The organism is Nocardia sp. NPDC051981, from assembly GCF_040680715.1.
In the GTDB taxonomy this organism is placed as follows: domain Bacteria; phylum Actinomycetota; class Actinomycetes; order Mycobacteriales; family Mycobacteriaceae; genus Nocardia.
In genome coordinates this window covers 467,737-493,129 of the sequence record NZ_JBFAXK010000001.1, presented here as the reverse complement: position 1 = coordinate 493,129, position 25,393 = coordinate 467,737, and the positions used below count along the sequence as shown (strand labels likewise).

Genomic DNA, 25,393 nt, shown 5'->3' with positions numbered 1-25,393 from the left:
GGATCATCCCGTCGGAGGAAATTTTTAGGTTTGACATATGAAGGGTGGCATGCCTAATTTTAGGTTAAACATAGAAAAATCGGCGGAAGCGCCGGGTCTCACCGAAAGGCACTGCCAGTGCGCAAGATTCAGTTCTCCGGCCGCAGTCCCGTCGTCGTCACCGCCGCCGAACTCGTGCCCGGCCCGGGCCAGTTGCTGGTGCGCATCGAGCTGGCGGGCGTCCACCTCGGGCTGGTGCGCATGCTGCAGCGGGACGGCGGACCCGACGGCGGTGAGATCGTCGGCACGGTGGTGGCGGCCGGACCGGACCTCGCCGACTGGGTGGGCAAACGGGTCGGCGGCGTGGTCTTCGAGGGGGCTTACGCCGAATATGCCCTTGCCGCACCGCAATTGATGTCCGAGATCCCCGCCGGGGTGGATGCCGCCGACGCGCTCACGCTGGTGCGGGGCGGCGTCATCGCCCTGGGCCTGCTGCGCACGGCACGGTTCGTCGCGGGGGAGTCGGTGCTGGTCACCGGCGCGGCCAGCGGGGTCGGGCATCTGGCCGTCCAGCTGGCCCGGGCGCTGGGGGCGGTGCGGGTGATCGCGGCCGTCGGCAGCCTGGACAAGGCCGAGTTCCTGCGCGACTGTGGCGCGGACGAGGTCGTCACCTACGCGGACGCCTGGACCGAGCGGGTGGACGTCGTCCTCGACGGCGTAGGTGGCGACGTGGCTCAGCGCTGCGTGGACATCCTCGGCCCGCACGGTCGCCTGATCGCCTTCAGCGCGTTCGGCGGAACCATCGACGCGGGCAGCCTGCTCGGCGAGCTGAAGACCGTCGGCGGCTTCTCGATGGGCCTGCTCAGCCGGACTCGGGCCGATCTGCTGGAGGGCTGGCGGGCCGAACTGTGGAACCTGCTGGCGTGGGGGGGGGGGGGGGGGGGGGCGGGGCGCGGGGCGCGCGGGCGGGGGGGGGGGGGCCCGCCCCCCCCCCCGCGGCGCCGCCCCCCCCCCCCCCCCCCGCCACACCATTGTTCCGCTCGACGAGATGGATGCCGCACTCGAGCTCATCGAGACCCGCGGCAATCGGGGCCGGGTCGCGGTGCGCATCGCCTGAAGCCGGGGCGCATCCTCGGATTCGGGTGCGCACCCCGGCGATCCGTCAGGGGCGAGGCCAGGGCCGCCCGTCGAGGCGCTCGATATCGGTGTTGAAGCGTTCGAGATAGCCCGCGAAGGCGGCCACGTCGTCGGCGGACCAGTTCACCATGACGCGGTCGAGGCCCTCGGTATTGGCCTGCCGCTCGGCCTCCAGTGCCTGTTCGCCCGTGTCGGTGATGCGGAATTTGCGGGCGATGCCGCCGATGGGGTCGGGGATGCGGTCGACCAGTCCGGCGCGCAGCAGGGCGGCGGTCTGCCGGTTGACGGTCGAGGTGTCGAGGCCGAAGGCCTCGGTGAGCTGGCCGATGGACATGGGTCCCTCGACGCTGAGGCGGCTGAGCAGGACGTAGGCGCTACGATCGAGGCGGGTGCCTGCGCGGCGGTAGCGGGCGGCAATGGAGTAGCGGCCGAGCAACATGGTCTCGAATTCCACTCGGGCCGTGGGCTTTTCGGACGAGATCGGATTTCCGGACGAATCCGCGGGCTGTCCCATACCGTCCTTTCGTCGCGAGCTGCGGAATCTGTCTATCACATCGGATGTTTGCGATACCGCAACGACGTTCGCCGGTAGCTTCACCGACTCGCCCTACGATTGGCAGCGGCAGCTACGACAGTGGAACGACACCAGCACGGCCGTCGCGCTGACGCTACCCCAGCTGCTCACCCGGGCCGCCTCCGGCGCGGAACCGCTGCCGCACCTGCGCCTGCTCGCCACCGCGGGTGCGCCCTGCCCGGCCAAGCTGACCGGAATCTGGTCGGCCGGAAGGTCGTTCGTGAGCGGCTATGGCTGGGCGGCGGCGGGCCTGTGCGCCACCATGAGCCGTCCGCTGAGCCCGGTCGCGCCGCATGCCGCGGTGTCCATCGGCGAGCCGGTGGCCGGCGCCCGCTGCTATGTGCTGGACGAGGGGATGAATCCGCAGCCGCCGGGAGTGGTCGGTGAAATCTATGTGGCCGGTGCGGGATTGGCGCGCGGCTACCATCACCGGCCCGGGCTCACCGGAATCCGGCTGATCGCCGACCCGTACGGCGCGCCCGGCGATCGGATGTACCGCACCGGGGAGCTGGGCTGCGGGCGCGGTGACGGCGAGCTCGACCACCACGGCCGGCTCGGGTCGCTGCGATCGGACAGCTCGTCGGCTACGGCACCGCCACCGTGCTGAATACGGCGGGCGCGCTGATCTGGCGGAAGTGGCTGCCGCCCAGCCGATTTCGCCGGGCGGCTACCCGATTCCCTCACGCCTGCTGGGTTGGCAGGACGATCACCTGGCGCAGGTTCACGTGCGCCGGACGGCTGGCGGTGTAGGCGATCAGATCGGCGATATCGTCCGCGCGCAGCGACTCCATGAACCCGAACATGCCGTCCAGCTCGCCGCTGAGCTCGGCGTTGTCGATGTGGCTGCCGAGTTCGGTATCGGTGAGGCCGGGCTCGATATTGGTGACGCGCACCTTGCGCGCGCCGAGCTCGGTGCGCAGCGCCGCCGACAGCTGGGTGATGGCGGCCTGGGTGGCCCCGTACACCGCGTAGCCGGGGAACGCCACGTGCGCGCCGATCGAGGAGATATTGACCAGATCGGCGGTGCGTCCCGCGTCCGCGGCGGCCAGCAGGTCCGGCAGGAAGGCGCGGATCATGTGCAGGCGCCCGGCCACATTGGTCTCCAGCATGCGGGTCCACTCGTCCTCGCGGCCGTCGGTCATCGGGTTGGGCAGCATGACGCCCGCCGAGTTCACCACCAGGTCGACCGGGCCGAACGCGGCGTGCACCGCGTCCGCCGCGGCGGTCACACTCGCCGAGTCGGTGACGTCCACCGGCACCGCCAGCGCGATCCCGCCCTCGGCTTCGATCTTGGCGGCCAGGGTGTCGAGCCGGTCCGCGCGCCGCGCCAGCAGTGCCACCCGGGCCCCGTTGCGGGCCAGCAGCAGTGCGGTGGCCTCTCCCATGCCGCTGGCGGCTCCGGCGATGACGGCGGCGCGGCCGGACAGGTTCTCGTAGCTCATGTCGAATGCTCCTTCGCTCTTTGCGTGTGCATTCATCCTGCGAGCGCGCGCGATCGGCAACGAGGGTTGCGGTTTTCCTGGGTCTGCCGGTACCAGGATGGGTTCGTACGCTGGCGGCGAACGACCTTACACGCCAGCAGAATTGGATCAGTTCGCGGCACTCGGAGCGCCGGACGGGGCCGTGCTCACGATCTGCGTCGGCTAGCGGATCGGTACTGTCACGCCGGGTGATGAGGGCTCCCCGTGCAGGATCAGATGGCTCGGCATGGCGTCTTTCTTCTTGCCCATATCGTCATTCTTGTTGCCTTCTTTACCGGGGAGTTCGAAGGCCAGAGGAATCGTGGTGGTGGTGCCGGGCGCGAGCTGGTGGAACTCGCCGTTGTACGGGTGAAGCCTCGCTGTGGCGGTTGCATCGGGGGCTACCGAGCGCCCGTCGACGGTGATCAGGCGCTGAGCGGCGATGGTGAACAGTTGCTGACGTCCGGACATGTTCGTGACCGTCAGTGTCACGATGGTGTAGACGCGGTCTGCGTTCGCCGGGGCGGTGATCAGTACTCCGGAAACCACATCGCTCACGGTAAAGGCGAAACTGCCGTCGTACACCGTGTGCGCCGGGTCTGCGGGCTGACCGCCGATCGTGAACGGCGGCGGACCGGACGCTGTTGTCGCCGCGGAAGAGGGCTGTGCCGGGATGCTCGTATCTGGGCCCGACCCGGTATCGAGGCCGCTGGTGAACAGCCACACGATCACCGCGGCGATGAGTGCAATCCCGGCTGCCGCCAATATCCGTTTGGGCCCCACAGGATTTCGTCGTGGATCGGAATGTACGGCAGGGGCAGGTGCGGATGCGTGGGACTCGTGCGTCACCGGGTGAGTCGCCGCCGGACCGGTGGCAGTGATGACGCGGGTCTGCGGGCTGGGGCCGGGGGCTGCCGAGTCCAGGATCGGTGGGGGCGGTCGTGCCGGTGCGGGCAGGTCCAGGGCGGCTCGCGCGGCAGCGGCGAATTCTCCCGCGCTTGCGTAGCGATTGTCCGGTTTCTTGGCCATGCCGCGGGCGATGACATCGTCGAGCGCGGTCGGGACAGCAGGGGCAGCCTGCGAGGCGCGCGGTGGTTCGGACATCAAATGCGCGTGCATCTGCTGTGCCGGGTTGCCGCTGAAGGGCGGATGCCGAGTGAGGGCTTCGTAGAGTACACAGGCCAGCGAATAGATATCGGAGCGCGCATCGAGCGTGCCGGCGAACCGCTCCGGTGCCATGTACTCCAACGTGCCCACGACCAGACCGGTGGCTGTGAGTGCGGTGCTGTCGGCGGCGCGGGCGATACCGAAGTCGATCAGGTACACGAAACCGGTGGTGTGCTCGAGGATATTGCCCGGCTTGACATCCCGATGGATAAGTCCCGCCGCGTGTGCGGCATCCAGCGCCTCGGCCGCCTGGGCGATGACCTCCACAGCCCGAGCCGGAGCCATGGCGCCCGCCCGCAGGCGCGCGGCCAGGTCGAGGCCTTCGATGTAGGCCATCTCCAGGAACAGGTGTCCGTCGATTTCACCGAAGGCGTGAATGGGCACGATGTGCGGGTGGTGCAGCTGAGCCCCCAACCGAGCCTCTCGCTCGAAGCGACGTCGATAGCCCTGATCTGCCGAGTTCGCGGCAGACAACACCTTCACGGCGACGGTGCTGCCGGTACGGTCGCGCGCCAGCCATACCTCGCCCATGCCGCCACTTCCCAGCAGGCGTTCGAGACGATAGGTCCCGAACGAGCCACTGTGCTGCCCGGACATGCTCTGACCGTACCCCCGGAACAGACTGCGGCACGACCGCGACGGCACCGGGTGTACACCAGCGCTCGCTACCGGATGCCCTATCGCAGCGATGAACCCGGGGAACCGTGACAGACGTGGAATCTGAGCATGGATAGGTACCAGGAGCGGTTCGTACGCTGGACCCCATGCAGAACGATCTCGGCGACTTCCTGCGCTCGCGCCGCTCCCGCATCCAGCCCGCGGACGCGGGGCTGCGCGAATACGGCCGCCGCCGGGTTCCCGGCCTGCGCCGTGAGGAGGTGGCGCAGCTGGCCGGGGTGAGATATCGATTACACACTCCTTTGATCCTCGTCGAGACCGCTGAGTGGCGAGTGCATGAGTGTGAACTCGATGCAGACAGGTCCAGGGCTCATGTACGGCAAGGTGTCCGGCGGTACGCTGTACCGCGAGCAATTTCACGACTTCGCATGTGGGCCAGCGGCAGTCGCCAAAGCCGACACACCGATCTGACGACGCTCCGCGACATTGGCCAGTCCTGATCGACGGCCAGTAAAGTCGGACGTCCGATGCCGCACACTGTGTGATACCCGGACGCCGGTGGCCCTCCAGCGACAAGGAAACGATGAGCAACAATGTGAAGCGCGGCGCCGCTGCCGCTGTGACGTTTGCGATCGCAGCTGCGGTGAACATTGCGACGGGAATGGTGACTCAGCGTTGGTCCCTTGCCTGGGTGCTGGCAACAGTCGCGTTCGTTCTGGTCGGCGGCGCGTTGCAGTGGTGGCTGAGCGTGCAAGGCGGTGACGCGACGCAGAAGATCTCCGGCACCAAAGTGGGGGGCTCAGTTACTCAGAGAAGCTCCACCCCTGCTAGCCAGGCGGTCCTAGAATCAGAAGTCGGCCGTGACCTTAGCCAAGAGCAAGGGTAAATCATGATGTTTCATTTGTGGTCCGATGTGACCTTTTAGCAAACTGACCAAAGACAAGCGTAGCTTCACAACGTTTGGCGTAACAACCAGATATGGCACCATTCCTGGTCAGTATGTAGCAGAGATATCTAGCCAGATCTCTTCGTAGCAAGGTGCGATCCGATGAAATTTACTATTGGTGGTTCGAACCAAATAATCAAAGATTCCATAATCTTTGGCACCGTCAATCAGTTTCATGGGATAGGCGGCGACGTCAGTATAGCTCCCGTTCCCGACTCCGGTTTCGGAGTTAGCAAGTTTCTCCTAGCGGAAACTCCAAGGAATCGAGAGAAAGCCCGCGCTCAGCCCAGCATTCTGCTCAATCCGCAGAACCAAATCGTACCGTTCATCGGCCGAGGTGCTGAAACTGCCAACCTTCAGGATTGGATTGCTTCAACTGAGTCTCTGTCTGTGCAGTTGATATACGGACCAGCAGGGCAAGGAAAGACGAGAATTGCTAGACAACTAGCGCACCGTCAGAACCGTGAGGGCTGGTCAGTATGGCACGTTACTAGCCAACCTCTATCTGCGGGGAGCAGCTCTGTAGTAGGCGATAATTTTCGAGTACTAGCGATCGTAGATTATGCAGACCGCTGGCCCGCATCACGCCTGATCAACTTCATGATACATATGCGCGACTTGACGCTCGAAAGCGAAAGAGCTGTACGCGTCCTGCTCCTGGGTCGATCACCAGGATATTGGTGGACTAGTGTTCAGGATTTCTGCGAAAACAATCTATCAATTTCTACAAATCAGCTATTACTTCTACCGATCGAGCCAGGGATCCCACGCTTTGAGATCGTTCAGGAAGCGACTACCGCATTCTCTACGGTACTTGAGGTTGATGTCGATAAGGTGCGCTCAAAACTGGAAAGTTTAGACCTCGATAGAAGCGAATTTCAGAATACCCTAACACTGCATATGACGGCATTGGCGGCGGCTGACGCAGCCTGGCGAGACGACGACCTACCGGCAGACCCCGCCGCCATATCTTCATACCTGCTGCGCCGAGAAAGAACGCACTGGCACTCTCTTCATACTCGCCAAGAAGATCCCCTGAATACTTCACCTGTCGTAATCGCACGCACCGCGTACATCGCAGCGTTTACGGACGAGCTGCAGCGTACTGCTGCGCGGAAGATATTGGCGCTAAGCGGGTTAGCAGAGACAACTTTAAAAGCCGATATCATACTTGATGATTACGTCTACTGCTACCCATCAATGGATTCTTCGAAGGTGCTGGCTTCGCTCCATCCAGATCGTTTAGCCGAGGACTTCGTTGCACTAACGATTCCCGGCCATGGTCTGGCAATTGGCTGGCAGTCTGACGACTGGAGCATATTGGCGACATCGGAAATCCTCACTCAGAAAGATGGCAATTCAGAGGAGGGCGCGAAGGAGAACTCCCGCGCTCTGATGGTACTGGTTGAGACTGCACTGCGGTGGCCCCACGTTGCCGAAAGTGTACTTATTCCAGTTCTGCAAGAATATCCATATCTCGCAATTGGCGCTGGTGGAAATATCCTCGAAAAGATTCTCAACTTAGATATCTCGACAGATGTTCTTGAAAAGATCGATAAATTCATTCCCACTTCGGGTTACTCTGATCTGGATTTCGCTGCGGCAAGAATCTCCACCTCTCTGATGCCTAGCCGACTGGAGGCTGCCTCTGGCCAAGTAGCAAAGGTCGCTATACATGTGAATCAGGCCAACCGTTTGGCGAGGATCGGTGATCGGAGTGGTGCACTTGACGCGACCTCGAAAGCTCTTGAGATCGCCCGTTCACTCGATGCAGAAGTCGAGGAAAATTCCCGTCATCTGGCTAAAGCGCTCTTGGCCTACGGATTTTCACTCTTCTACATGGGTAGATATGGCGAGGCATATCAAGCCTTTTCCGAAGGGATAGCCAAAATTCAACCTCGGCTTTCGGCTGACGGGGGGAAAATCGACGAATTAGCCGAGCTCGGCAAATTGTATACCGGCAAGACTATTTCTCTGGCTGAGTTGGGAAAGTTCTCGGAAGCTGCAACATCGGCTGAGAATGCGGCGAGAATACATCGACACCTCGAAAGTGATACTCCGGGCTACAATCGATTCGACGTGGCCGCCGCTCTTGCTAACTACAGTAACTGCCTTCGTCGGGCGGGAAATCTGAAAGATGCGGTCGAGCCCATCCGGGAGTCAGTGCAGATCTACGAAGAGCTTGCCGCAGGAGGGGGGATAAATGAAAGTATGCACCTCTCAATTGCCAAGACCGATCTTGCCGCACTCTTAATCGATAATCGAGAATACAATTCGGCACTTGATGTGGTGTATCCCGCAATTGATTCACTCAAGCGCATCGCCGAAACGCATGCATATATAGCAAGTTCACCTTTGGCATCCGCATTTAGCTGCGCCGCCGTCGCAGAAGCGCTCGGGAAAAGATATCGAAACGCTCTTGATTTGTCTGCCCAAGCAATCGAGATATATCGATCTCTGGTGGATGTCGGTTCAGGTGGATCTGCTGCACAATTGGCAAGCGAACTATCTAACCATGCATCATCTTTGGCTAGTCTGAAATTACACCAAGAAGCAGTGGAATTCGGTGTAGAATCGATATCGATCTATCGCTGGATGATGGACACTGGCTACAGTGTCGTTCCTTTGAATGTTGCATCCGCCTATTTTAATGTAGCTGACGCACACGAAAAAATGGGGGAGATAGATCTCGCGATTGCGGGTTTTCATGACGGCTGGCAGATTCTGGATTTGGTGCCGGAATCTGATCGGCTGGCAATTCTCGATGCGGCCAGTATTGGATTGACGATTTCGCGCCTCAGCTTGCGGGCAAAAGGAGCTCCAATCGCGGGAGTTATGTCAATAATTGAGAAGTCCGCACAAAGCTACTCAGACTATTTGGAGTCTCATTCTAGAGATGTAGCCCGGACGCGCGAATCTATTGAAATAAAGCGCAACCTTCGGTTGCTGAGGAATAGGTCTATCGAATCGAATGGTGAGTACAGCTAGCGACTGACGATCCGATCGCGCTGACACCGCTTCGCCTCGGTCGGAGATAGCGCGGCCCTCGTTCCACTCATAGCAGTCAGGTGGCAAACTCGGAGGGCGCGGCGGGATGTGGCTACTCTAGCCATACTTTGTGCGGGCATAGCGTGGCGATTTCGGGGCCTTCATTTGTGTGGTTCTGCCCCGGGCAGCCGGGCGGCGCGGCTTGTCGCGCTCGTGATCCTTTAGAGAGAAATTGGGAGTGGCAGGGCCACTCAGGGCCGGGGTCCGCGTTCTAGACTCGAATGATGAGTTCGGACAATCAACTCGATGAGTTCCTGCGGTCGCGGTCGGCCGCGCTGCCGGCCGGTGTGAGATGTCAGTTACACACTCCTCAAATGCCCGCATACGGGGACGGAGGCGGATGTCACCTCCGTGCACGCAGTCATCACGACGCAGTTTCCTCAAGGGGCGCGGCCGGTCCCGGTGGGATTCGGAGAATTCTGATGCTGATGCTTTGGTCGTCTGGATTATCCCCAATTTGCGACCCTTTTACATCGGCAAATGCGGTTCCCCCGCAAACCCAATGCGGTCCAAATCTCTCCGGCACAAAGCCACCGTCTGCGATGTAGCTGAACATCGCCGCATCTGTTGTTAACCCGACTGAATCTATCTGGCTGAGGATCATTCCTCGAGATACCGGATTCTTTGGAAGGGATATCACCATCGCATCTGTGCCGACCGTTCCATTGCTGCCACTCACATGCCGTTGAAGTGCGACCATCAAACGCACCAGTCGATTTACGTCTTGTGGTCCGCGGGCGACCCTGAAAATCCTCTTGTTTATGACGCGTTGATGCCAGAGATCTAGGCTCGCACCTGCGGTCACGTAGTACATGACGTCGGCACTCGTTGGGTCATGGTAGATAGTTCGGAAGAAGTTGGGCTGGTGGCGGGGCCAAATCTTCTCGCGTTGCTCGAAGTTCGAGATTTTGTAAGTCACCGAGAGTCGCAAGCCTGCAGGATCATCGAAGAATCCTGTCATCACTATGGTTAGCCGCTTATCGGGCCAAGATGCGGGGAGCCTTGCAATTGCATCTTCGGCCCCCTTCCTGAGCTTCTCGACGCCTTCCTCGACACCGGCGACATCGCACAGCATTTCGGCGATCCACTCGGACACCGGCTTCCGTTGCGCACGATCGATGAACGCCAGTCCGGTGAACCCGATTGCCATTTCACCACACCACGACACGGCCTTATTATGCGAGTCGGCAAAGATTGTGCCATCGCCGCGCGTAAGTCGGCGGTCAGAGACTTGTAGGATGTGGTTTGGTGTGACGAGTGTCTGGATCAGTGTCATGGCTGCAACCCTCGCACGATTGATCGGTTGTACGGTATCCAATTACGAAACTGGCAGCTTGCACATCGGCAGTCAGTCGAAGTCGGCGCTCGCCAGGCCCATGCGCGAGTGTCGGAGGATTCGTGGGCGGGTTGCGGGAGAGCAAGTCGGGGACAGCTGACGCAGGCCCAATATGGCAAGCCCCGAAGAGGTGCGGCAGCACTACGGACTTGGGGTACTGAGGATGCTGCGGCGCAAGGACGGAACGGACGGCGCTCCGGCATCGGTGTCGATCCGCTCGGGACTATGCATCGGTGGACGCTGATTCGGTCCCCACTCTGGTTCTGCACCGGGGTGCCTGCCCGGGAGCGGAGCGGTAGGGCCGGCACCCCGGGCGGCGCGCGCATGCGCGCCGCTCTTGATCCTGTAGAGGAAAATTCGGCAAGTTCTCTTCGGGGGTTCCCGCTTTTCTTTCTTCTTCTTTCCTTTTTCCCTTTTCGGGGGTTCCGCTCTCTTCTCTCGCTGCGCAGGGTGTCGAGACTGTGGCACACCAGGATTCGCGGGACGCATCGGTGAGCCCCGCGCCTGATGCGACGCATCCCGGCAGGCACACCCCGCGTGCAGAGTGCCAGCATTGGCGGGCGACCGAAGCATGCAGGAGTGGCCCCAATCCGTCTCCGGTGGACTGGGACCTCCCGAGGATGCGGAAACCCTCGGCACGGTTGCGGTGGCCGAGGGCTCGTCGCGAAATGCGTTGTGGAACAACGTCATCGGTCTGTCGTGAATTCGGTCGATACACCACCCCCTTTCAGGTCCCGAGCTATCGGAGTGGTCTAAGCGCCGTCTGCCTTGGCGGGTGGCGGGTCGCGAAGCGGAGGCATCGTCCGCCGGGCGTAGGTCTCTTCCGGGGTCACGGTGATCACGTCGAGTTGCTGCACTAGCGTTCCGGGGATCTCCCCGCCCTGGAAGTGCTCGGGACTGGGGACTATGACTGCTTCGGCGTCCAGGCGGGTTACTTGCGCCTTCAGGCGGGCCAGCGGTGGCCGTCCGAATCGGGGATCGTAGATCACCATGTCGGCAAAGTCGTAGCCCAGACGCGTTGCGAGCTTGCGGATCTGGCTCTGGTCCCACAGCTGGGCCACTCCGGACACATCGGTCCGGAGATAGCCCAAACATGTTGGCTTGTAACGCATTACAACACCTCTGTCTTCATGGTCATCAAGCATGTAGAAGTCTTGGAACTGGAGGTAGAAGCCGCCATAGTCCTCGGAGTCGTCTTCGGTGGCCTGGAGTTCGAATACGCCTCCGGGGAACTTGTAGAGCCTTGTGCGCCGGTTCATTTCGACCCCTGTCCGCCGTTGGTGAGGCAACTCAGGAACGGGAGCGTTCAGCCGCCCCTGAGCGCCTGACCTTGACGCTACGAACCGGAAAAGTGCGTTACCACCGCGTTTGCCGGACGTTTGGGACGTTTTAGAACTAGCGTTAGTAACGTCCCGGAGTGTCCCCCACGGAGGCGTACGTTGAATGAAGCGCTGAGATTGGCGATGTCCAAAGCGGGTGTATCGGATCAAGCCTTGGCGGAAGCATGTGAAGTGGATGTCAAGACCGTGAACCGGTGGATCACGCACCCGACCCGTACGCCACACGCCCGCCACCGCTGGGCGGTGTGCCAGCTGCTGGGAGTAGAGGAGGCTGATTTGTGGCCTTCAGCTGTACGTGTGAGCCTCAAGATGGGTGCGGACCGCGAGATCGTTCAAGTGTTCCCGTATCGCTCGGCTGCCCCAGCATCGCTGTGGCGCAGCCTGATTCACGGAGCGCACAGAGAGCTGGTGTTCGCGGGATATACGAACTATTTCCTGTGGTTGGAGCATGCGAACCTCGGCAACCTGCTAGGTAAGAAGGCGGCAAACGGTTGCCGTATCCGGTTCCTGATCGGCGACCCGGACTCGGCGACCACCCGAGAGCGAGAGCGGGAGGAAGGGGTACCCCTCACGTTGTCCACCCGGATAGCCGTGACGGTTGGAGAGTTGCACAAGCTGCGCGGTATCAACAACATCCAAGCCCGGTACGAAACCGGGCACGTCAACATCTCGGTGTTCAGGTTCGACAACGACATGATCGTTACGCCGATCCTTGCCCGAAGAGTCGGGCATGACTCACCGATGTTCCACATCCGCCGTGAACAGAACGATGGCATGTTCGACCGGTTCGCCGAGCATGTAGAAGAACTGTGGTCCCGAGGCCGGGACATCTGGGAGGAGGCGCAGAATGGCTAGACGCGACTACGAAGACGATCCGAACGCGCCCGCGCCGAACAGCTTGGTCCCTGCTGCCTCTGTGGTTGTGGTGAACGACCGTGGGCAAGTGCTGCTCCAACGCCGGGTCGATAACGGCATGTGGGCGCTTCCGGGCGGCAAGATGGAACTCGGGGAGTCCCTTGCTGGATGCGGCATCCGCGAGACCAAGGAAGAGACCGGAATCGACATCGAGATAGTCGGCATCGTTGGTACCTATACCAACCCGCGGCACGTCTTCGCCTACGACGACGGCGAAGTACGGCAAGAGTTCTCAATCTGTCTTCTCGGAACGCCGACCGGCGGAGAACTTGCCGTGTCCGACGAGTCCCACGAAGTCGCCTGGTTCGACCCGGGCGAAGTTGATGCACTTCCGATGGTCGAGAGTATTCGTCGGCGTGTGAACGACTGGCGTTCGGGGAGATACCCGGTCGTTCAATAGATGGCGTTGGTGAACCGCTGGTGCCCAGGGTGATCGATGAGTATCCGCTGAGGACGCCCCCGTCTGGTCCGAGTCTCGTTGTAGCCGTGTGGGTTCGGTGGACTGGTAAAACCCTTGCCAGTAGTTTTGCTTGACCTTGGTCGTTTTGGCTGGATGATGGATGTCAGGGTAGTACGGCAACTGGAAGCCAACAGCGAGAAAGGGTTTGGGCTCGAGCCGTTCTACTTTGTGTACCCTTCTTTCGCGCGGCGCGCTGGTAGCGGCCGTGCAAGCGGAGTTGATTCCGTGTCGCTGATTCTCGCGGCACGTCGAGCGCGGCAGGTCTGCGAACTCCCTATCGTGCTTAGTCTTTCGGTGGCCGCGGTGTTGTGGGCTGGCTTCGCGTCTGCCGGTGGGCGGGATGGCACACAACAGGTGTGTCGCGCTCATGTCGACTCCGCTGGTAGACAGGGTGGTGCCGGGAGATCCGGTGACCTGTCGGACGCGGACCTGATTGCGGTGCCGGATGTTTGGGGTTTGCGTGTTCGCGACCGCGCTGGTGTGAGGCTCTCGCGGAAACCTGTCAAAACGAACGGTTCTGGAAGGTTCAGAGTGCCCGATTTGATGGCAGACTGGGTGCGGTACAGAGCTTGCTACAAAGTGTGAACGGAAAGGCGGGTATCTATCGGGTGACGTGATGACGGCCTGAGTCTTTGCGCTCGTGGCTGGCCCCCCGCGTCAACGGGGGACCAGCGAAACGAGATATCACGCCAGGTTAACGGGGTGCAATCCCAGCCTGGCGAACCTGAACCATCTCATTGCAGAGGAGCTCTGCTGTGTCCACAGTAGTGGATACGCGTGCTTGCTGCCGCCGGCTGAGGGTTTCCACACCCCGCTCGGGGCGGGTGGGCATGCGTTCGATTACGCGTGTGCGGGGTTGTGCCCGTGTGCGTGGTCCGCCTGTCGTGCTGGTCACCAATGCCGTGACATCCCGGTTCGGGATGTCGTGGCGGCCGGGGTCGTCCTCCGGCGCATCGGTTGTTGATCTCAAACGCACGAATGGAGTTGAGCCGTCATGGCTTTGGAACAGAGCAACATGCACGACAACCAGTCGAAAAATCCGCGGAAGGATCTGCGGTTTCCGGTGGTGTTCGAAGAGTTCTTCGCGCTGGGTTTGTATCAGATGGGTCCGGTGCGGCCGGACACGGAGTATTCGGGGGTGCCGGATCGTCCAGGTCCGCAGAAGCGCGACCCGGTGACGGGGGCGCTGGTGTGGAAGATCGCGGTCACCGATCCGGGTGAGGCCAACGCCAAGCGCGCCAGCTATGACCTGCTGCTGCTCGCCGACACCGAGCCGGTCCCCACGACTCCGGAGCTCGCGCCGGGTATGCGCCCGATCCAGCTGTCGGGGGTCACTGTTCAGCCGCGCGTGGGTGGTCAGGGCGAGTACCGGTACCAGGCGTACACGGTGCGTGCCACGGGCTATGCCCCCGCCCCGTCCCCGCGCGCCAATTCCGCCGCTGGTGGCGGCTCGGGCAAGTCTCCCGCCTGATCCAGGTAACCGCGGGTGGGTCCCGCCGTGCGGTCTCTCCACGGCCGGACTCACCCTAGGGTTCGTCTTTCGCGCTGTATCTCGGTGCGACACAACATGTTTCGTTTTCGATAATGATTGAAGGTTCTACCGTGGTTCGATCTGCGAACTATCAGAATCAGCCCCCGCGCGGGCAATCCGATACCGGCTCGATGTTGTTGGCCGATTTCGGCGAGTTGATCGTCAAACTCGCATATGGGCTGCTGATCGCCGTGTGGTGGGCGGTGCTGTTCCCGATGCTGTCGCTACCGGTGGCGGGGGCTGTGGCGCTGGGCTGGTGGCGTGGCTGGCCTTACGGGGTCGCGGCAGGGGTCGGTGCGCTGCTGGTGTGGGGGTGGTGGCGGCTGGCGTGGCCGAGGTCGTTCGAGCGGTGGGTGAGTGCGCGTATCCGGTACCGGTATCGGCGGTATTGGCGCTATACGCGCCGGTGGCGTGAGGTGATGGCGTTGCAGCACTTGACCGCTGAAATCGACACCCGGGTGTTGACTCCGCCGGTGTACTCGACCCGGATCGGGCGGATCGCCGATGTTCTCGAGATCGGGTTATTGCACGGGCAGAAGGTCGAGACCTGGGCAAACCGGTCCGAAGAGTTGCGGCACTCGTTCAGGGCGGTCGCATTGCGGATACGGCACACCACGTCGGGGCGGGTACGGGTGGAAGTCATCCACACCGACATCCTGCGCAACCCCATCCCCCTGCCCCGAGAGTTGTGCAGCGCAAAAACCGTTGACCTGGAATCGATCCCGGTCGGCATGACCCAACTGGGCAAGCCATGGCGGCTACCACTGCTGGGCACTCATGTGCTGGTGGCTGGTGAGATGGGCTCGGGCAAGGGGTCGGTGGCGTGGTCGATCATCGCGGCCCTGATGCCCGCGATCACCCGAGGCATCGTGGTGGTGTGGACGTGTGACCCAAAGGGAGGGGCGGAGTTCGGATTCGGAATGCACTGGTTCGACCGGTTCGCCTACGACAACAGTGGCGGCGCGCTCGAAATGCTGCGGGAGGCCGCCCGGATCATGCTGGCGCGTCTGGCACGCATGCGCGAGCACTCCCGCAAGCTGATCCCGTCGTTCGAGGAACCGATGATCCTGTTGATCATCGACGAGGCGGCGTCGCTGACCGAGTACTACTCGGACAAGCGGGTGAAAGAGGAGATCGAACGCCTACTAGGTCTGCTTCTGACGATGGGCCGTGCGGCCGGTGTGGTGGTCGTCGGCTGTGTGCAGGACCCCTCGAAGGAGGTCATGCGGCTGCGACAGTTGTATCCCACGCGGATCGGGCTGCGGTTGAGTGAGGCCACTCAGGTGGCGATGGTGTTCGGGCCGTCCGGGCGTGATCGGGGTGCGTTGTGCGATCTGATCTCCCGCAAGACTCCCGGGGTCGGGTATGTGCAGATCACCCCTGGCAACGACCCCAAAGTCCCGGAGACCAACGAAGACGAGGAACTGACCTCCGAGATCGAACGGGTCCGCGCGTTCCACGTCACCGACGACGACATCCGATGGATGATCGCGACCTTCACACCGCCCCGGCGCTACAGCGGTGATGCCGTGGCGGGTGACCCGGTCGTGATCGATCTGGACGACTACCTGTGGACCGACAACGGCAACAACAACTCTGGTATCGGGCGTTCGGGGCGCAACGGTTCGGCTCGGGATGGCAAGGGGCGCAACCGATGAGCGCGCTACAGCGGCTGGGACCTTCACTCGATGAGATCACCCTCGCCACCGCACAACGGTTCGGGGTGTGCATCCGCCCGGTGGTCCTGCAACGCCTCGACCTGCACACCGGGCGCATGGAATGGGTGTCGGTGCCTTGTGGGCACACCCTCGAATCGGTGTGCCCGCCCTGTGCCCGCAAGGCCAAGTTGGTGCGGTTGACCCAATGTCGGGAAGGCTGGCACTTGACCGAAGAACCCGAACCGCCCAGGGCACGGGTGACTTTCGATCAGACCGGGATGGTGGGCTACCGCGCCGACCTGATGGCCGTCCTGACCGAAGCGCGGGAGGAAGGTCTCGTGGCCGATGAGACCGAACTGCGCAAGGAGATCGGATGGGTCGATGCCCAGCTGATCGCGATGGGCATGCGAGGCACACCGCCGGCACTTGAAAATGACGAACCGCCGGCCGACTCGACTGCGAAGCGTTCGACTCGGCGGCGTCAGGACACCCCCGCGCTGCCGCGCCTGCCGATCACCGATCGCACCCTCGGGCATGAATTCGCGGGCAAGTACACGCCCTCGATGATGATCACCCTGACCCTCGACAGCTACGGCAAGGTCCACCGCGACGACGGTTCGCCGATCGACGCGCGCGACTACGATTATTCGCGGGCGGCGTGGGATGCGATCGCGTTCTCCCGGTTGTTCTCTCGGTTCATCGACAACCTGCGCCGGGCGGTCGGGTGGGATGTTCAGTATTTCGCGTCGGTCGAACCGCAGCGCCGTGGTGCCCCGCATGTGCATGTCGCGATCCGCGGTGCCATCCCGCACAAAATCATTCGGCAAGTCGCCGCCGCGACGTATCACCAGGTGTGGTGGCCCGATCCCGGGGACCTGCGCTACGACCCGGCCGACCCCGCCCGGGCACCGATGTGGGACAAGCGGTCCGAGACGTTCGTCGACCCGGACACGGGCGCGGTGTTGCAGTCCTGGGACGAGGCGATCGAGGAGACCTTCGCCGAGGACGCGCAACCCGCGCACGTGGCCCGATTCGGGGCACAGGTGCATTCCAGGGGCATCCTGGGCGGTACAGAGGAAGCCAACCGGCACATCGACTACGTGTGCAAATACCTCCACAAGTCCGTGGACCAGGTGCTGGAAGCGACCTCCGCGCGTGCGCGGACGCATTACGAGCGGCTGCATGAAACCTTGTGTGTCACGCCGTGTTCGCCTCGGTGCGCGGTGTGGCTGCTCTACGGCATCGTTCCCAAGGACGCGACGGGCAAGACGATCCCGGGCCGGTGCAAGGCCCGGGCGCACCGGCGCGACACCTTGGGCTTGCCTGGCAATCGGGTGTTGACCTCGCGTAGGTGGACAGGGAAGACCGTGGGTGACCATCGGGCCGATCGGCTGGAGTTCGTGCGACGGACGCTCGAGTTCGTGGGGATCGACAAGCCTGCTCCGGACCCGCGCCGCTATGCCTGGTCTCTCCCGGCCCCGGGGACGCGTCTGCCACCCCGGCGGCGGTTACTGCTGGCGGCCATCGTCGAACGGCTCGCGTGGCGGGCTGAATACGACCGGGCCTATCTGGCCGCCGGGCAACCACCCGACCTCGACGTGGCGGCTACTGGCGAGACGGGCAGAGGTGGTGGCGGTGACTAGTGTTCGGCAACGCCGGAATCCGGGCACTCGTGGGCACCGGCGTGATGCTTCGGTGGCGGGTTCGGGGTGTACCCGCGCGGCCGGCGGGACTACGCACATACCGATGATGGTCGGCCCGACAAGTGAGGAGACCCGCCGCCTGGTCGCGCAGAGCCGGCTGAGCCAAGGGTTGCCGCCCCGCATCGACAACCCTGCGGTGATCGAGTCGCTGGCGTTGTTCCTGCACAATGCGCTGGCCACCCTCGACACGGGCGACCAGCACACGCAACGAGGCGGCTAGAAATCGCGCCAGACGATCTCGACCGAGGACGTATCGAACCGCCACGTGTGGCCGTTCTGATCGGTCCACCGCGCGGCATAGAGTTTCGCCGGTCTCACGACGATTTTCTCCACCAGACGCGCGGTGGCCTCGTGTCGCCACCGAGAACCCTTCGCACTCCACGCCGCACGCAACTGCCCCGGCGTGGAACCGATGTCGGCCAGCACCGCCAACGCTGCCGCACTGCGCAACGAATCCTGCTCCGTGCGAAGAGCTTTCAACGTGGTTTTCAGGCCGGTGATGGTGCGGTCGATAACCCGCAAGTCGTACTCGTCACCACCGCCGGTCAAGACCTCGGTGCGCCGGTCGGTCTCGGCATCGAGGTTGCCGGTCGTGACCTCGATGCGTTTCTCCAACTCCGCGATACGCCCCGCGTTGTCGTTGCCGCGATCCAGGCGGGCGAGAATCTCGGGGTCCTCGTAGGCGGCGATCACCTGCTCAGCGACGAACATCTCCAACGCGCTCGCATCCCGAAACACCCGCCCACAGCCACACCGCACCCTCGCCGCATCTCGGCTCTGGCATCGGTAACGGCGCTGACTGATCGTGTGGTGCTCGCGCTTTCGCTCCAACACCGATCCGATCATCCACGATCGGCATTCCTGCCCGGCGCGTTCGGTGTCCTCGGCCCACACTCCTCCGCACTCGACCAACCCTGTCAGCCAGTACTCGCCGTTGCGCTGGCGCGGCCGGTCGGAGTTCTTCGCGCGGTCGTGGGATCGCAGCGCTACCCGCATGGCGTCGTGCTCGGCGCGGGTGAATATCGCTGGCCACTGGGCACGATGGCGGGTGTTGGTGCGCCGATGCACCCGAATTCCGTTGCCCACAGGGTTGTTCAAGCATTCACAGCGGGCACCGTTCACATCGGTGTGCTCCCCCAGGTCATAGGCCACATAGGCTTCCAACAGCAGCTGCCGCGACAGTTGGCCAACCCGCCACGGTCCGCCCTCGGTTGTGGTCACAGCCCGCGCATTCCAGTCGCTGACGATCGCGGTCTGAGACTCCCCGTTGATCACCCGGTCACAACCTTCCCGAAGCACATCGAACTCACTGTCCCGCAGCGTGTTTCGATCAACAATGTCGGCACCGGTAATCGGATGCTGGCCGACGATCTTGCCGTACCCGAACCGGCGCGAACCGCCCTGCATCACGCCCTTCGCGGCCTCCTCGCTCATGCGGTCCAACAGGTTTTCGGTGTTGGTCTCCCGGTACTCCGCCGCTTCGGCAACCTTCACCATGAAACTCTTGCGGCCCGCACCCGTGGTCAGGTCGTAATCGCTGTCGCGCATGAACACCAGCCGCACGCCCTCATCACGCCCAGCCTTCATCAACTCGTTGCCCAAGTCGTAATCCCGGGTCAACCGCGCCACGTCACGGGCCAAAATGGTTTTCACCGGACCGCGCCGCACCAGTGTCAGCACCTCGGTCAGGCCCGGGCGCGTCGCGTCGGCACCGGAAAGATCGTTGTCACAAAGGATCCGCGCCAACCGCAACCCCTTGCGGGTCGCGTAGGCAACCTCGTTCTTGGCCTGCAACTGCACACCCTCGGCGCGGTCCTTCTCATCCCGAGAGATCCGCACGTACCCATACACCCACTCCGCCGGGTCCACGCCAGCCACTCCAGCTGCCAGCAACTCGTTAATTTCGTTGAGCCACAACGGTTCACCCTGAGCCATCGATCGCGTCATGCCACCACCGTACGGGAAGGAGTGTGTAAGTGAAGTCTCGCTGGGGTGAGCGTCGACTACTACATCCGCCTGGAACAGGGCCGCGGCAAACATGTTTCGGATGCCGTGCTCGACGCGGTCGCCCGTGCCCTGCGGCTGAGTGATCAGGAGCGGCTGCACCTGTACGCGCTGGCCCGGCCGGGCGGCACCGTCGATGCGCATCCGACCACCGTGTCCGGCGTGTACAGCGACACCGTCCACCCCGGTGTCCGGCTGGTGCTCGACGCCCTCACCGCGCCCGCCTTCGTGCTGGGGCGGCGCATGGATGTGCTGGCCTGGAATACCCTGGGCGACTTGGTATCCGGCTTCTCGCGCATACCCGCCGCGGAACGTAACCAGGCGCGCTACCTGTTCCTGGATCCCGCCGCGTCCACTTTCTATCCCGACTGGGAGACGGTGGCCGGCGAGACCGTCGCGTTCCTGCGGCGCGATGCGGGACTGCATCCCGACGATCCGCGGGTGGCGGCGCTGGTCGGGGAACTGTCCGCCCGCAGCGCGGTCTTCCGGCGGCTGTGGGCCGCGCATCCGATCAAGGAGAAGACGCGCGGCGCCAAGCTGATTCAGCATGCCGAGGCAGGGCGGCTGGAACTCGGCTACGAAACCTTCGCGCTGCCGGGCGATCCCGATCAGCTGCTGGTCGTGTACACCGCCGCGCCGGAGTCTCCGGCCGCGGCGGCGCTGGCCCGGCTCGCCGGGCTGCACTCCGTGCACGCCTGAGCCAGCGGTCGGCTCTCAGTTCGTGGCAATGGATTTGCGGTGCACCGGGCCGTGCGCGTCCTGGCAGTGCGGGACATGGTCGTGCTCGGTGTCCGGGCATTCCGCGTGGTCGGTGTAGTCGACCTGGAGCACGCTGTGATCGATGTGGTGCTTGTCGGAGAGCATGCCCGCGACCTCGGCGCGCACCGCCTGGCTGTCGGTGCCGGGCCCGACCAGGATGTGCGCCGACAGCGACGGGGTACCGGAGGTGATCTCCCAGATGTGCAGGTCGTGCACCTCGATGACGCAGTCCACCTCGGCCATCTCCCGGCCGATCTCGATCGGGTCCAGGTGGGAGGGCGCGGCCTCGAGGAAGATGCGGCCCGAGGCGCGGACCAGGCTGACGCCGGCCTTCACCATCAGCACCACCACGATCAGGGTGGCGATGCCGTCGGCGCGGGCGAAGCCGGTGAGCATGATGATCAGGCCGGCGACCGCGGTGGCGATGAAGGCGAAGAGGTCGTTGAGGATGTGCTGATACGCGCCCTCGACATTGAGACTGGTCCGGTTGGCGCGGCTGATCATCCAGCCGGCCAGCACGTTCACCACGATGCCGACCAGGGCGGTGGCCAGCACCAGGCCACCGGTCACCTCGGGCGGGTTGATCAGGCGGCGGATGGCCTCGTAGGTGAGCCAAGCCGCCAGGCCAAGCAGGGTCAGGCCATTGGCCTGGGCGGAGAGGATCTCGGCGCGCTTCCAGCCGTAGGTCATGCGGCCCGCGGCGGGCCGGGCCGCCAGCCGGATGGCCCACAGCGCCAGCACGATCGAGGCCGCGTCGGTGAGCATGTGGGCGGCGTCGGAGAGCAGTGCCAGGGAGCTGGCTACCAGCCCGACCACGACCTCACCGAGCAGGAACGCCACGATGACCGCGAGCGCGCCGGCCAGCCAGCGCTTGTCGCTGTCGGCGGTCGCGCCGTGTGAATGTCCGGCGTGGTCGTGCCCGTGTGAATGCTCGTGCCCGCCCATAACCCTCCTTCGTAGTGCCCGACGAACACCATATGCATGAATCGCTATGTATGCAATGTTTGTGACACGCCTGATTCGGGTGGTTTGCCCGGAGGAAGCTCCGGCCTCGTCATGAGAGGTCGCGGAACGTCATGAGGAACCCGGCGAACGCGATCGCGAACAATGCGACGAACCCGGCTGCCCGCAGCCACAGCCAGGGCCAGTCCCGGACCCACAGCCCGGCGAGCATGACCCCGACCAGCATCAGCGCCCCGTAGAACGGCGTCCGCTGCGGATGGCGACCCATAGCTCCTGCATACGCCTGTTCCGGGGATCGGGCACTCGCGGCACGCCGGGCCCGCGCGGGATCGGTTCGCCTGTTACTGCGCCGCGGGCGTCCCGCATCGCTGGTGGGCGCCACACGCCCGAGATCACGACACTGCTGGGTGTCGGTGGCCGACACACTGGTTATTCGCCGGCGGCCGCACCGTTCCAGGCGGACAGCGCCCCGTCCGAGGGCCGAAAAGCCTAGAATCACAAGGGTGGACGCAATTCTGACAACCATCGGTGTGGTCGTGGTTATCGGCATCTCCGGCGCGGCCTATGCCGCGTTTCTGTTGCTACGCGGTCGTAAATAGTTCGGGGGCACCGGGTTCGGCGTTGCCGGGCGCTCAGCTCTGGACTCGGGGCCAGGGGTAGAAGGCCAGGTGGATGAGCAGCACCACCAGTGCGGCCAGCAGGATGGCGGCGATCGGGTGGGCGCGGCGCTCCAGGTAGCCGATGGTGCGAAACAGGGTGGGGAAGGGCACATCTCGGCTGAAGAACATGGCCAGAATGCTGGGCATGATGACCCACATCAGGGCGATCAGTCCGTAGAGGACGTACGCGCCCAGGTAGGACTGTGGGTGCATGCCACGGTCGGTGGCGGCGAACAGGACTCCGAAGACGAACGTGCCCATCGCGGCCAGCAGATACCCCGCGCCCAGTAAGGTGATCGGCGAATACGGGTTGGTGACACGGCCGTTCACGGTGAGGGTGCGCCCGGCGACCATCTGTGGAGTGGGCTCGGGCGGGGTGGCCAGTTGCGGGACAGCGTAATACGCCAGCAGTACGATCACCGACACGACGATGAGCCGGACGAACGAATGCTGAGTCTCCAGATGCCCGATGGTGTTCGAGATGGTCGGCCAGCTCGCCAGTCCGAAGACCGACGCCAGCTCCGAGGTGGCGATCGCCAGTCCCGCGAGGCCCCACATGCAATAGCCCCAGAATTCCACCGAGCGCCCCGCCGCTGTCGGTACGGCCGCGCTGCCGACATCCTCCGTCATGCTGCCGTTGTATCACTAAAACGGGGGTCTACCTGGGAGCATGCACAGTCGATGCCGGGTTGTCACGGGTCCGACATCTAACGGTACCGGCGGGTCGGTTCGGGTGCGCCACAGCTGGTTTCGGCTCCCCCTGGCGACCCGCCGGTGTACCGGCTATTTGCCGTCGACGGTCAGGCGACCGGCCGTGCCCCAGCTGTCGGCGGGCGTCTCGTGGATCCACACCTGCACGGCCTCGGCCGGAATCTGATAGGCGTCCACGAACGCGTCGGTGATGCGGCGGACGAGGTCCCGCTTCAGCTCGACGGTGCGCGGGCCCTGCTGCACGGTGACGATGGGCATGACTGTTCTCCTTCGCGAAAACTGCTGGGAACCGGCCATCTCGGAACGGGGTTCCGATCTCCGATCCGTTCGGCGGCCTGTAAACAGTTCACCGGAAAACCGAAGCCCGACCAATGAGCAGGTCGTTCGCGCAGTGATAAGCGATCCTTATCGCCTATGTGCCCGCGAGATCCCGCGCGCCGGCGAGATCCCTACGCGCGCGCGAGCAGGGCGCCCAGCAGGCGCAGATTCGGCGATGCCGCATCCGCCCGCACCGCCAGCGCGATGGGCAGGGTCAGGCCGGCATCGGCGAAGGGGCGGAAGGCGACCCGCGTGTTGTGGACCTGTCGTGCATTCGATTCGTAGACCACCGTCCACATGGGCGAGCCCGCGCCGATGGCGGCCAGCGTGTCCTGGAGGGTGGTGGAGGTGGGCGCGGGCACCGGCTCGAATCCGGCGCGCACACACGCGTTCAGCACCAGATCCACCAGCGCCGGATGGTTGCGCCGTTCGGTCAGCCGCAGCGGCACCGTGGCCAGGTCCGCCAGCCGGACCGAATCCTGGTTCGCCAGTGCGTGTTTGGCGGGCAGGGCCGCCACCAGCGGATCGTCCCAGGCGGGCAGGAAGTCCAGTTCCGGGCTCTCACCGGGTTCCGGCGAGCGCACGAAGGCGGCGTCCAGACCGCCGTCCGCCACCCGGGCCAGCCGATCCCGCACCGGCAGCGCCACCAGCTCGACCTGTACCTGCGGCGCCTGCTCGGCGAAGGCATCCAGGACCGCGTCCAGGCGCTCGCCCAGTCCGGTCACCGTGCCCAGCCGGAACACCTCCGCGCGGCCACCCGCCAGGCCGGCCACGCTGGCCCGGGCCTGATCGGCCGCGGCCAGCACACCCCGTGCCGCGGGCAGGAAGCGCAACCCGGCCTCGGTCAGCCGCACCCGCCGCGGCGACCGGTCCAGCAATTGCACGCCCAGATCCCGTTCCAGCCGCTGCACCTGCTGGCTCACCGCGGGCTGCGCGATGTGCAAGCGCTCGGCCGCTCGCCCGAAGTGCAACTCCTCGGCGACGGTCACGAAATACCGCAACTGACGCAATTCCACGAACCCATGGAACCATCAGCGCCCGTCCAGGGCCGTGGCGAGGCGGCCGGGTCGGCGTGACCGCCGCGGTCAGGCCAGGTAGCGGCCGTACCAGTCGAGTACCCGGCGCCAGGCCTCGGCGGCGGCGGTGGGCTGGTAGCGGGGGCCGGTGTCATTGAAGAAGGCGTGGTCGGCATTGTCGGCCACGAAACTCTCGTGCGGGAGGCCCGCCTTGTCCAGGGCCGCCTCGGCGGCCGGGCGGGAGGCGTCGACCCGGCTGTCCAGTGCGCCGTAGACGGCCAGCACCGCGGCCTTGGATCCGGTGACCTCGCCGCCGTCGGGGAACGGGCCGTAGAAGGGGGTGGCGGCCGCGAGTTCGGGAGTGCCCGAGGTGAGTAGCAGCCAGGTCAGTCCGCCGCCGAAGCAGAAGCCGGTGGCGCCCAGCTTCTTTCCGGGCACGCGGCGCTGCAGCTCGGTCAAGCCCGCGCGCAGATCGGCGACGAATCGGTCCTGGGGGATCTTGCCGAGTGCGGCGGTGGCGGCCGCCTGATCGGTGAAGGTGGCGGTGCCGCCCTCCTCGGAGAGCAGATCCACCGCGAGCGCCGAGTACCCGACGCCCGCGAAACGTCCTGTCACCGAACGGATGTGGTCGGTCAGGCCGCGGTTCTCGTGGATGACGAGCACGCCGCCCATGGGCTGGGACGCCTCGGCCCACGCGGCCTGCAGGGTGCGGCCCTCGGGTCCGGCGAAGGTGATCGCGGTGGGCTGCAGGGCCGTCGCGGTGCCGGGCGGTGCGGCCGGCGGGGACGCGGACGAGCTCGCGGCGGTGGTCGTGGGGGAGGACTGCTTGCCCGAGTCGGCGCAGGCCGCCAGCAGCGCCACGGCCGCCGGTGTCCCCATGCCGAGCAGCCCCAGCCGGCGTAGCGCTTCCCGGCGGCTGAGCAGGCCCTCGGCGTGATCGGTGGCGATTTCCTCTGCGATATAGCGCTGCAGCGGCGTCATGCCCTCAGCCTAGGCTGCCGGACCGGTCCGGTCTCGGCCGAAACGCTGGGGATCTGCCGTCTGCCGAGATGGCTGAATGATCGCCATCATGGCCGCGGTCGCAAGCTCCG

General features: G+C 64.2%; 23 protein-coding genes and 1 pseudogene. 12 read left to right on the top strand and 12 right to left on the bottom strand.

Annotated elements, in window-relative coordinates:
• The first annotated feature begins 117 nt into the window (after positions 1-117).
• On the top strand, positions 118-1,191 hold the full coding sequence (locus AB0L60_RS02060; RefSeq protein ID WP_364605817.1) for a zinc-binding alcohol dehydrogenase family protein: 1,074 nt from the start codon (positions 118-120) through the stop codon (positions 1,189-1,191).
• Here AB0L60_RS02060 and AB0L60_RS02055 read toward each other — a convergent pair.
• Positions 1,142-1,630 (bottom strand): MarR family transcriptional regulator, encoded by a 489-nt coding sequence (locus AB0L60_RS02055; protein ID WP_364605815.1) that lies wholly within the window; start codon positions 1,628-1,630, stop codon positions 1,142-1,144. The genes AB0L60_RS02060 and AB0L60_RS02055 overlap by 50 nt on opposite strands.
• Here AB0L60_RS02055 and AB0L60_RS02050 point away from each other — a divergent pair.
• Positions 1,578-2,297 carry an AMP-binding protein gene (locus tag AB0L60_RS02050; RefSeq protein WP_364605813.1) on the top strand — a complete coding sequence of 240 codons (720 nt, stop codon included), beginning with the start codon at positions 1,578-1,580 and terminating at the stop codon, positions 2,295-2,297. The genes AB0L60_RS02055 and AB0L60_RS02050 overlap by 53 nt on opposite strands.
• A 73-nt stretch (positions 2,298-2,370) precedes the next feature.
• Here AB0L60_RS02050 and AB0L60_RS02045 read toward each other — a convergent pair whose 3' ends face one another.
• Together AB0L60_RS02045 and AB0L60_RS02040 are read right to left on the bottom strand one after the other, a co-directional pair.
• A complete protein-coding gene (locus AB0L60_RS02045) occupies positions 2,371-3,132 on the bottom strand; it encodes an SDR family oxidoreductase (RefSeq protein WP_364605811.1) in 762 nt (253 codons plus the stop codon).
• Between the two features lie 201 nt (positions 3,133-3,333).
• Entirely contained in the window at positions 3,334-4,914 is a 1,581-nt protein-coding gene (locus AB0L60_RS02040) for a serine/threonine-protein kinase (protein WP_364605809.1), read from the bottom strand.
• Between the two features lie 167 nt (positions 4,915-5,081).
• Here AB0L60_RS02040 and AB0L60_RS02035 point away from each other — a divergent pair.
• From AB0L60_RS02035 to AB0L60_RS02025, 3 genes and pseudogenes are all read left to right on the top strand, one after another.
• A pseudogene (locus AB0L60_RS02035) lies at positions 5,082-5,216 on the top strand (transcriptional regulator); the annotation flags it as partial.
• A gap of 302 nt (positions 5,217-5,518) precedes the next feature.
• Positions 5,519-5,821, top strand: coding sequence for a hypothetical protein (locus AB0L60_RS02030; RefSeq protein WP_364605807.1), 303 nt, complete (start codon positions 5,519-5,521; stop codon positions 5,819-5,821).
• A 162-nt stretch (positions 5,822-5,983) separates the two neighbouring features.
• Entirely contained in the window at positions 5,984-8,869 is a 2,886-nt protein-coding gene (locus tag AB0L60_RS02025; RefSeq protein WP_364605805.1) for a tetratricopeptide repeat protein, read from the top strand.
• A gap of 424 nt (positions 8,870-9,293) precedes the next feature.
• On the opposite strand, the gene AB0L60_RS02020 is transcribed toward AB0L60_RS02025, so the two are convergent.
• Together AB0L60_RS02020 and AB0L60_RS02015 are read right to left on the bottom strand one after the other, a co-directional pair.
• Positions 9,294-10,205: a hypothetical protein gene (locus tag AB0L60_RS02020; RefSeq protein ID WP_364605803.1), complete on the bottom strand. Its 912-nt coding sequence runs from the start codon at positions 10,203-10,205 to the stop codon at positions 9,294-9,296.
• Positions 10,206-11,017: 812 nt separating this feature from the next.
• Positions 11,018-11,524 carry a hypothetical protein gene (locus AB0L60_RS02015; protein WP_364605801.1) on the bottom strand — a complete coding sequence of 169 codons (507 nt, stop codon included), beginning with the start codon at positions 11,522-11,524 and terminating at the stop codon, positions 11,018-11,020.
• A gap of 180 nt (positions 11,525-11,704) precedes the next feature.
• Between AB0L60_RS02015 and AB0L60_RS02010 the strand changes: the two genes are divergently transcribed.
• The 6 genes from AB0L60_RS02010 to AB0L60_RS01985 all read left to right on the top strand — a co-directional run bounded on the left by AB0L60_RS02010 (position 11,705) and on the right by AB0L60_RS01985 (position 18,092).
• Positions 11,705-12,460 (top strand): DUF5919 domain-containing protein, encoded by a 756-nt coding sequence (locus AB0L60_RS02010; RefSeq protein WP_364605799.1) that lies wholly within the window; start codon positions 11,705-11,707, stop codon positions 12,458-12,460.
• Entirely contained in the window at positions 12,453-12,920 is a 468-nt protein-coding gene (locus tag AB0L60_RS02005) for an NUDIX domain-containing protein (RefSeq protein WP_364605797.1), read from the top strand. The genes AB0L60_RS02010 and AB0L60_RS02005 overlap by 8 nt, the downstream gene beginning before the upstream one ends.
• Positions 12,921-13,974: 1,054 nt before the next feature.
• Complete coding sequence (locus AB0L60_RS02000) at positions 13,975-14,451, top strand: hypothetical protein (RefSeq protein WP_364605795.1); 477 nt, start codon at positions 13,975-13,977, stop codon at positions 14,449-14,451.
• 131 nt (positions 14,452-14,582) lie between these two features.
• Positions 14,583-16,169: a cell division protein FtsK gene (locus AB0L60_RS01995; RefSeq protein WP_364605793.1), complete on the top strand. Its 1,587-nt coding sequence runs from the start codon at positions 14,583-14,585 to the stop codon at positions 16,167-16,169.
• A complete protein-coding gene (locus AB0L60_RS01990) occupies positions 16,166-17,812 on the top strand; it encodes a replication initiator (RefSeq protein ID WP_364605791.1) in 1,647 nt (548 codons plus the stop codon). The genes AB0L60_RS01995 and AB0L60_RS01990 overlap by 4 nt, the downstream gene beginning before the upstream one ends.
• A gap of 103 nt (positions 17,813-17,915) precedes the next feature.
• Positions 17,916-18,092, top strand: coding sequence for a hypothetical protein (locus tag AB0L60_RS01985; RefSeq protein ID WP_364605789.1), 177 nt, complete (start codon positions 17,916-17,918; stop codon positions 18,090-18,092).
• Here AB0L60_RS01985 and AB0L60_RS01980 read toward each other — a convergent pair.
• Positions 18,089-19,819, bottom strand: coding sequence for a recombinase family protein (locus AB0L60_RS01980; protein WP_364605787.1), 1,731 nt, complete (start codon positions 19,817-19,819; stop codon positions 18,089-18,091). The genes AB0L60_RS01985 and AB0L60_RS01980 overlap by 4 nt on opposite strands.
• A gap of 45 nt (positions 19,820-19,864) precedes the next feature.
• On the opposite strand from AB0L60_RS01980, the gene AB0L60_RS01975 reads away from it, so the two are divergent.
• Positions 19,865-20,575 carry a helix-turn-helix transcriptional regulator gene (locus AB0L60_RS01975; RefSeq protein WP_364605785.1) on the top strand — a complete coding sequence of 237 codons (711 nt, stop codon included), beginning with the start codon at positions 19,865-19,867 and terminating at the stop codon, positions 20,573-20,575.
• Positions 20,576-20,590: 15 nt separating this feature from the next.
• On the opposite strand, the gene AB0L60_RS01970 is transcribed toward AB0L60_RS01975, so the two are convergent.
• The 6 genes from AB0L60_RS01970 to AB0L60_RS01945 all read right to left on the bottom strand — a co-directional run bounded on the left by AB0L60_RS01970 (position 20,591) and on the right by AB0L60_RS01945 (position 25,283).
• Positions 20,591-21,580, bottom strand: a complete 990-nt coding sequence (locus AB0L60_RS01970) for a cation diffusion facilitator family transporter (RefSeq protein ID WP_364605783.1) — start codon at positions 21,578-21,580, stop codon at positions 20,591-20,593.
• Positions 21,581-21,689: 109 nt separating this feature from the next.
• Positions 21,690-21,866 carry a hypothetical protein gene (locus tag AB0L60_RS01965; RefSeq protein ID WP_364605781.1) on the bottom strand — a complete coding sequence of 59 codons (177 nt, stop codon included), beginning with the start codon at positions 21,864-21,866 and terminating at the stop codon, positions 21,690-21,692.
• A 364-nt stretch (positions 21,867-22,230) separates the two neighbouring features.
• On the bottom strand, positions 22,231-22,887 hold the full coding sequence (locus AB0L60_RS01960) for a hypothetical protein (RefSeq protein ID WP_364605779.1): 657 nt from the start codon (positions 22,885-22,887) through the stop codon (positions 22,231-22,233).
• Between the two features lie 153 nt (positions 22,888-23,040).
• Positions 23,041-23,265: a 4-oxalocrotonate tautomerase DmpI gene (gene dmpI, locus AB0L60_RS01955; RefSeq protein WP_364605777.1), complete on the bottom strand. Its 225-nt coding sequence runs from the start codon at positions 23,263-23,265 to the stop codon at positions 23,041-23,043.
• Positions 23,266-23,417: 152 nt separating this feature from the next.
• A complete protein-coding gene (locus AB0L60_RS01950; protein WP_364605774.1) occupies positions 23,418-24,302 on the bottom strand; it encodes a LysR substrate-binding domain-containing protein in 885 nt (294 codons plus the stop codon).
• Positions 24,303-24,371: 69 nt separating this feature from the next.
• Entirely contained in the window at positions 24,372-25,283 is a 912-nt protein-coding gene (locus AB0L60_RS01945; protein ID WP_364605772.1) for a dienelactone hydrolase family protein, read from the bottom strand.
• Between the last annotated feature and the right edge of the window lie 110 nt (positions 25,284-25,393).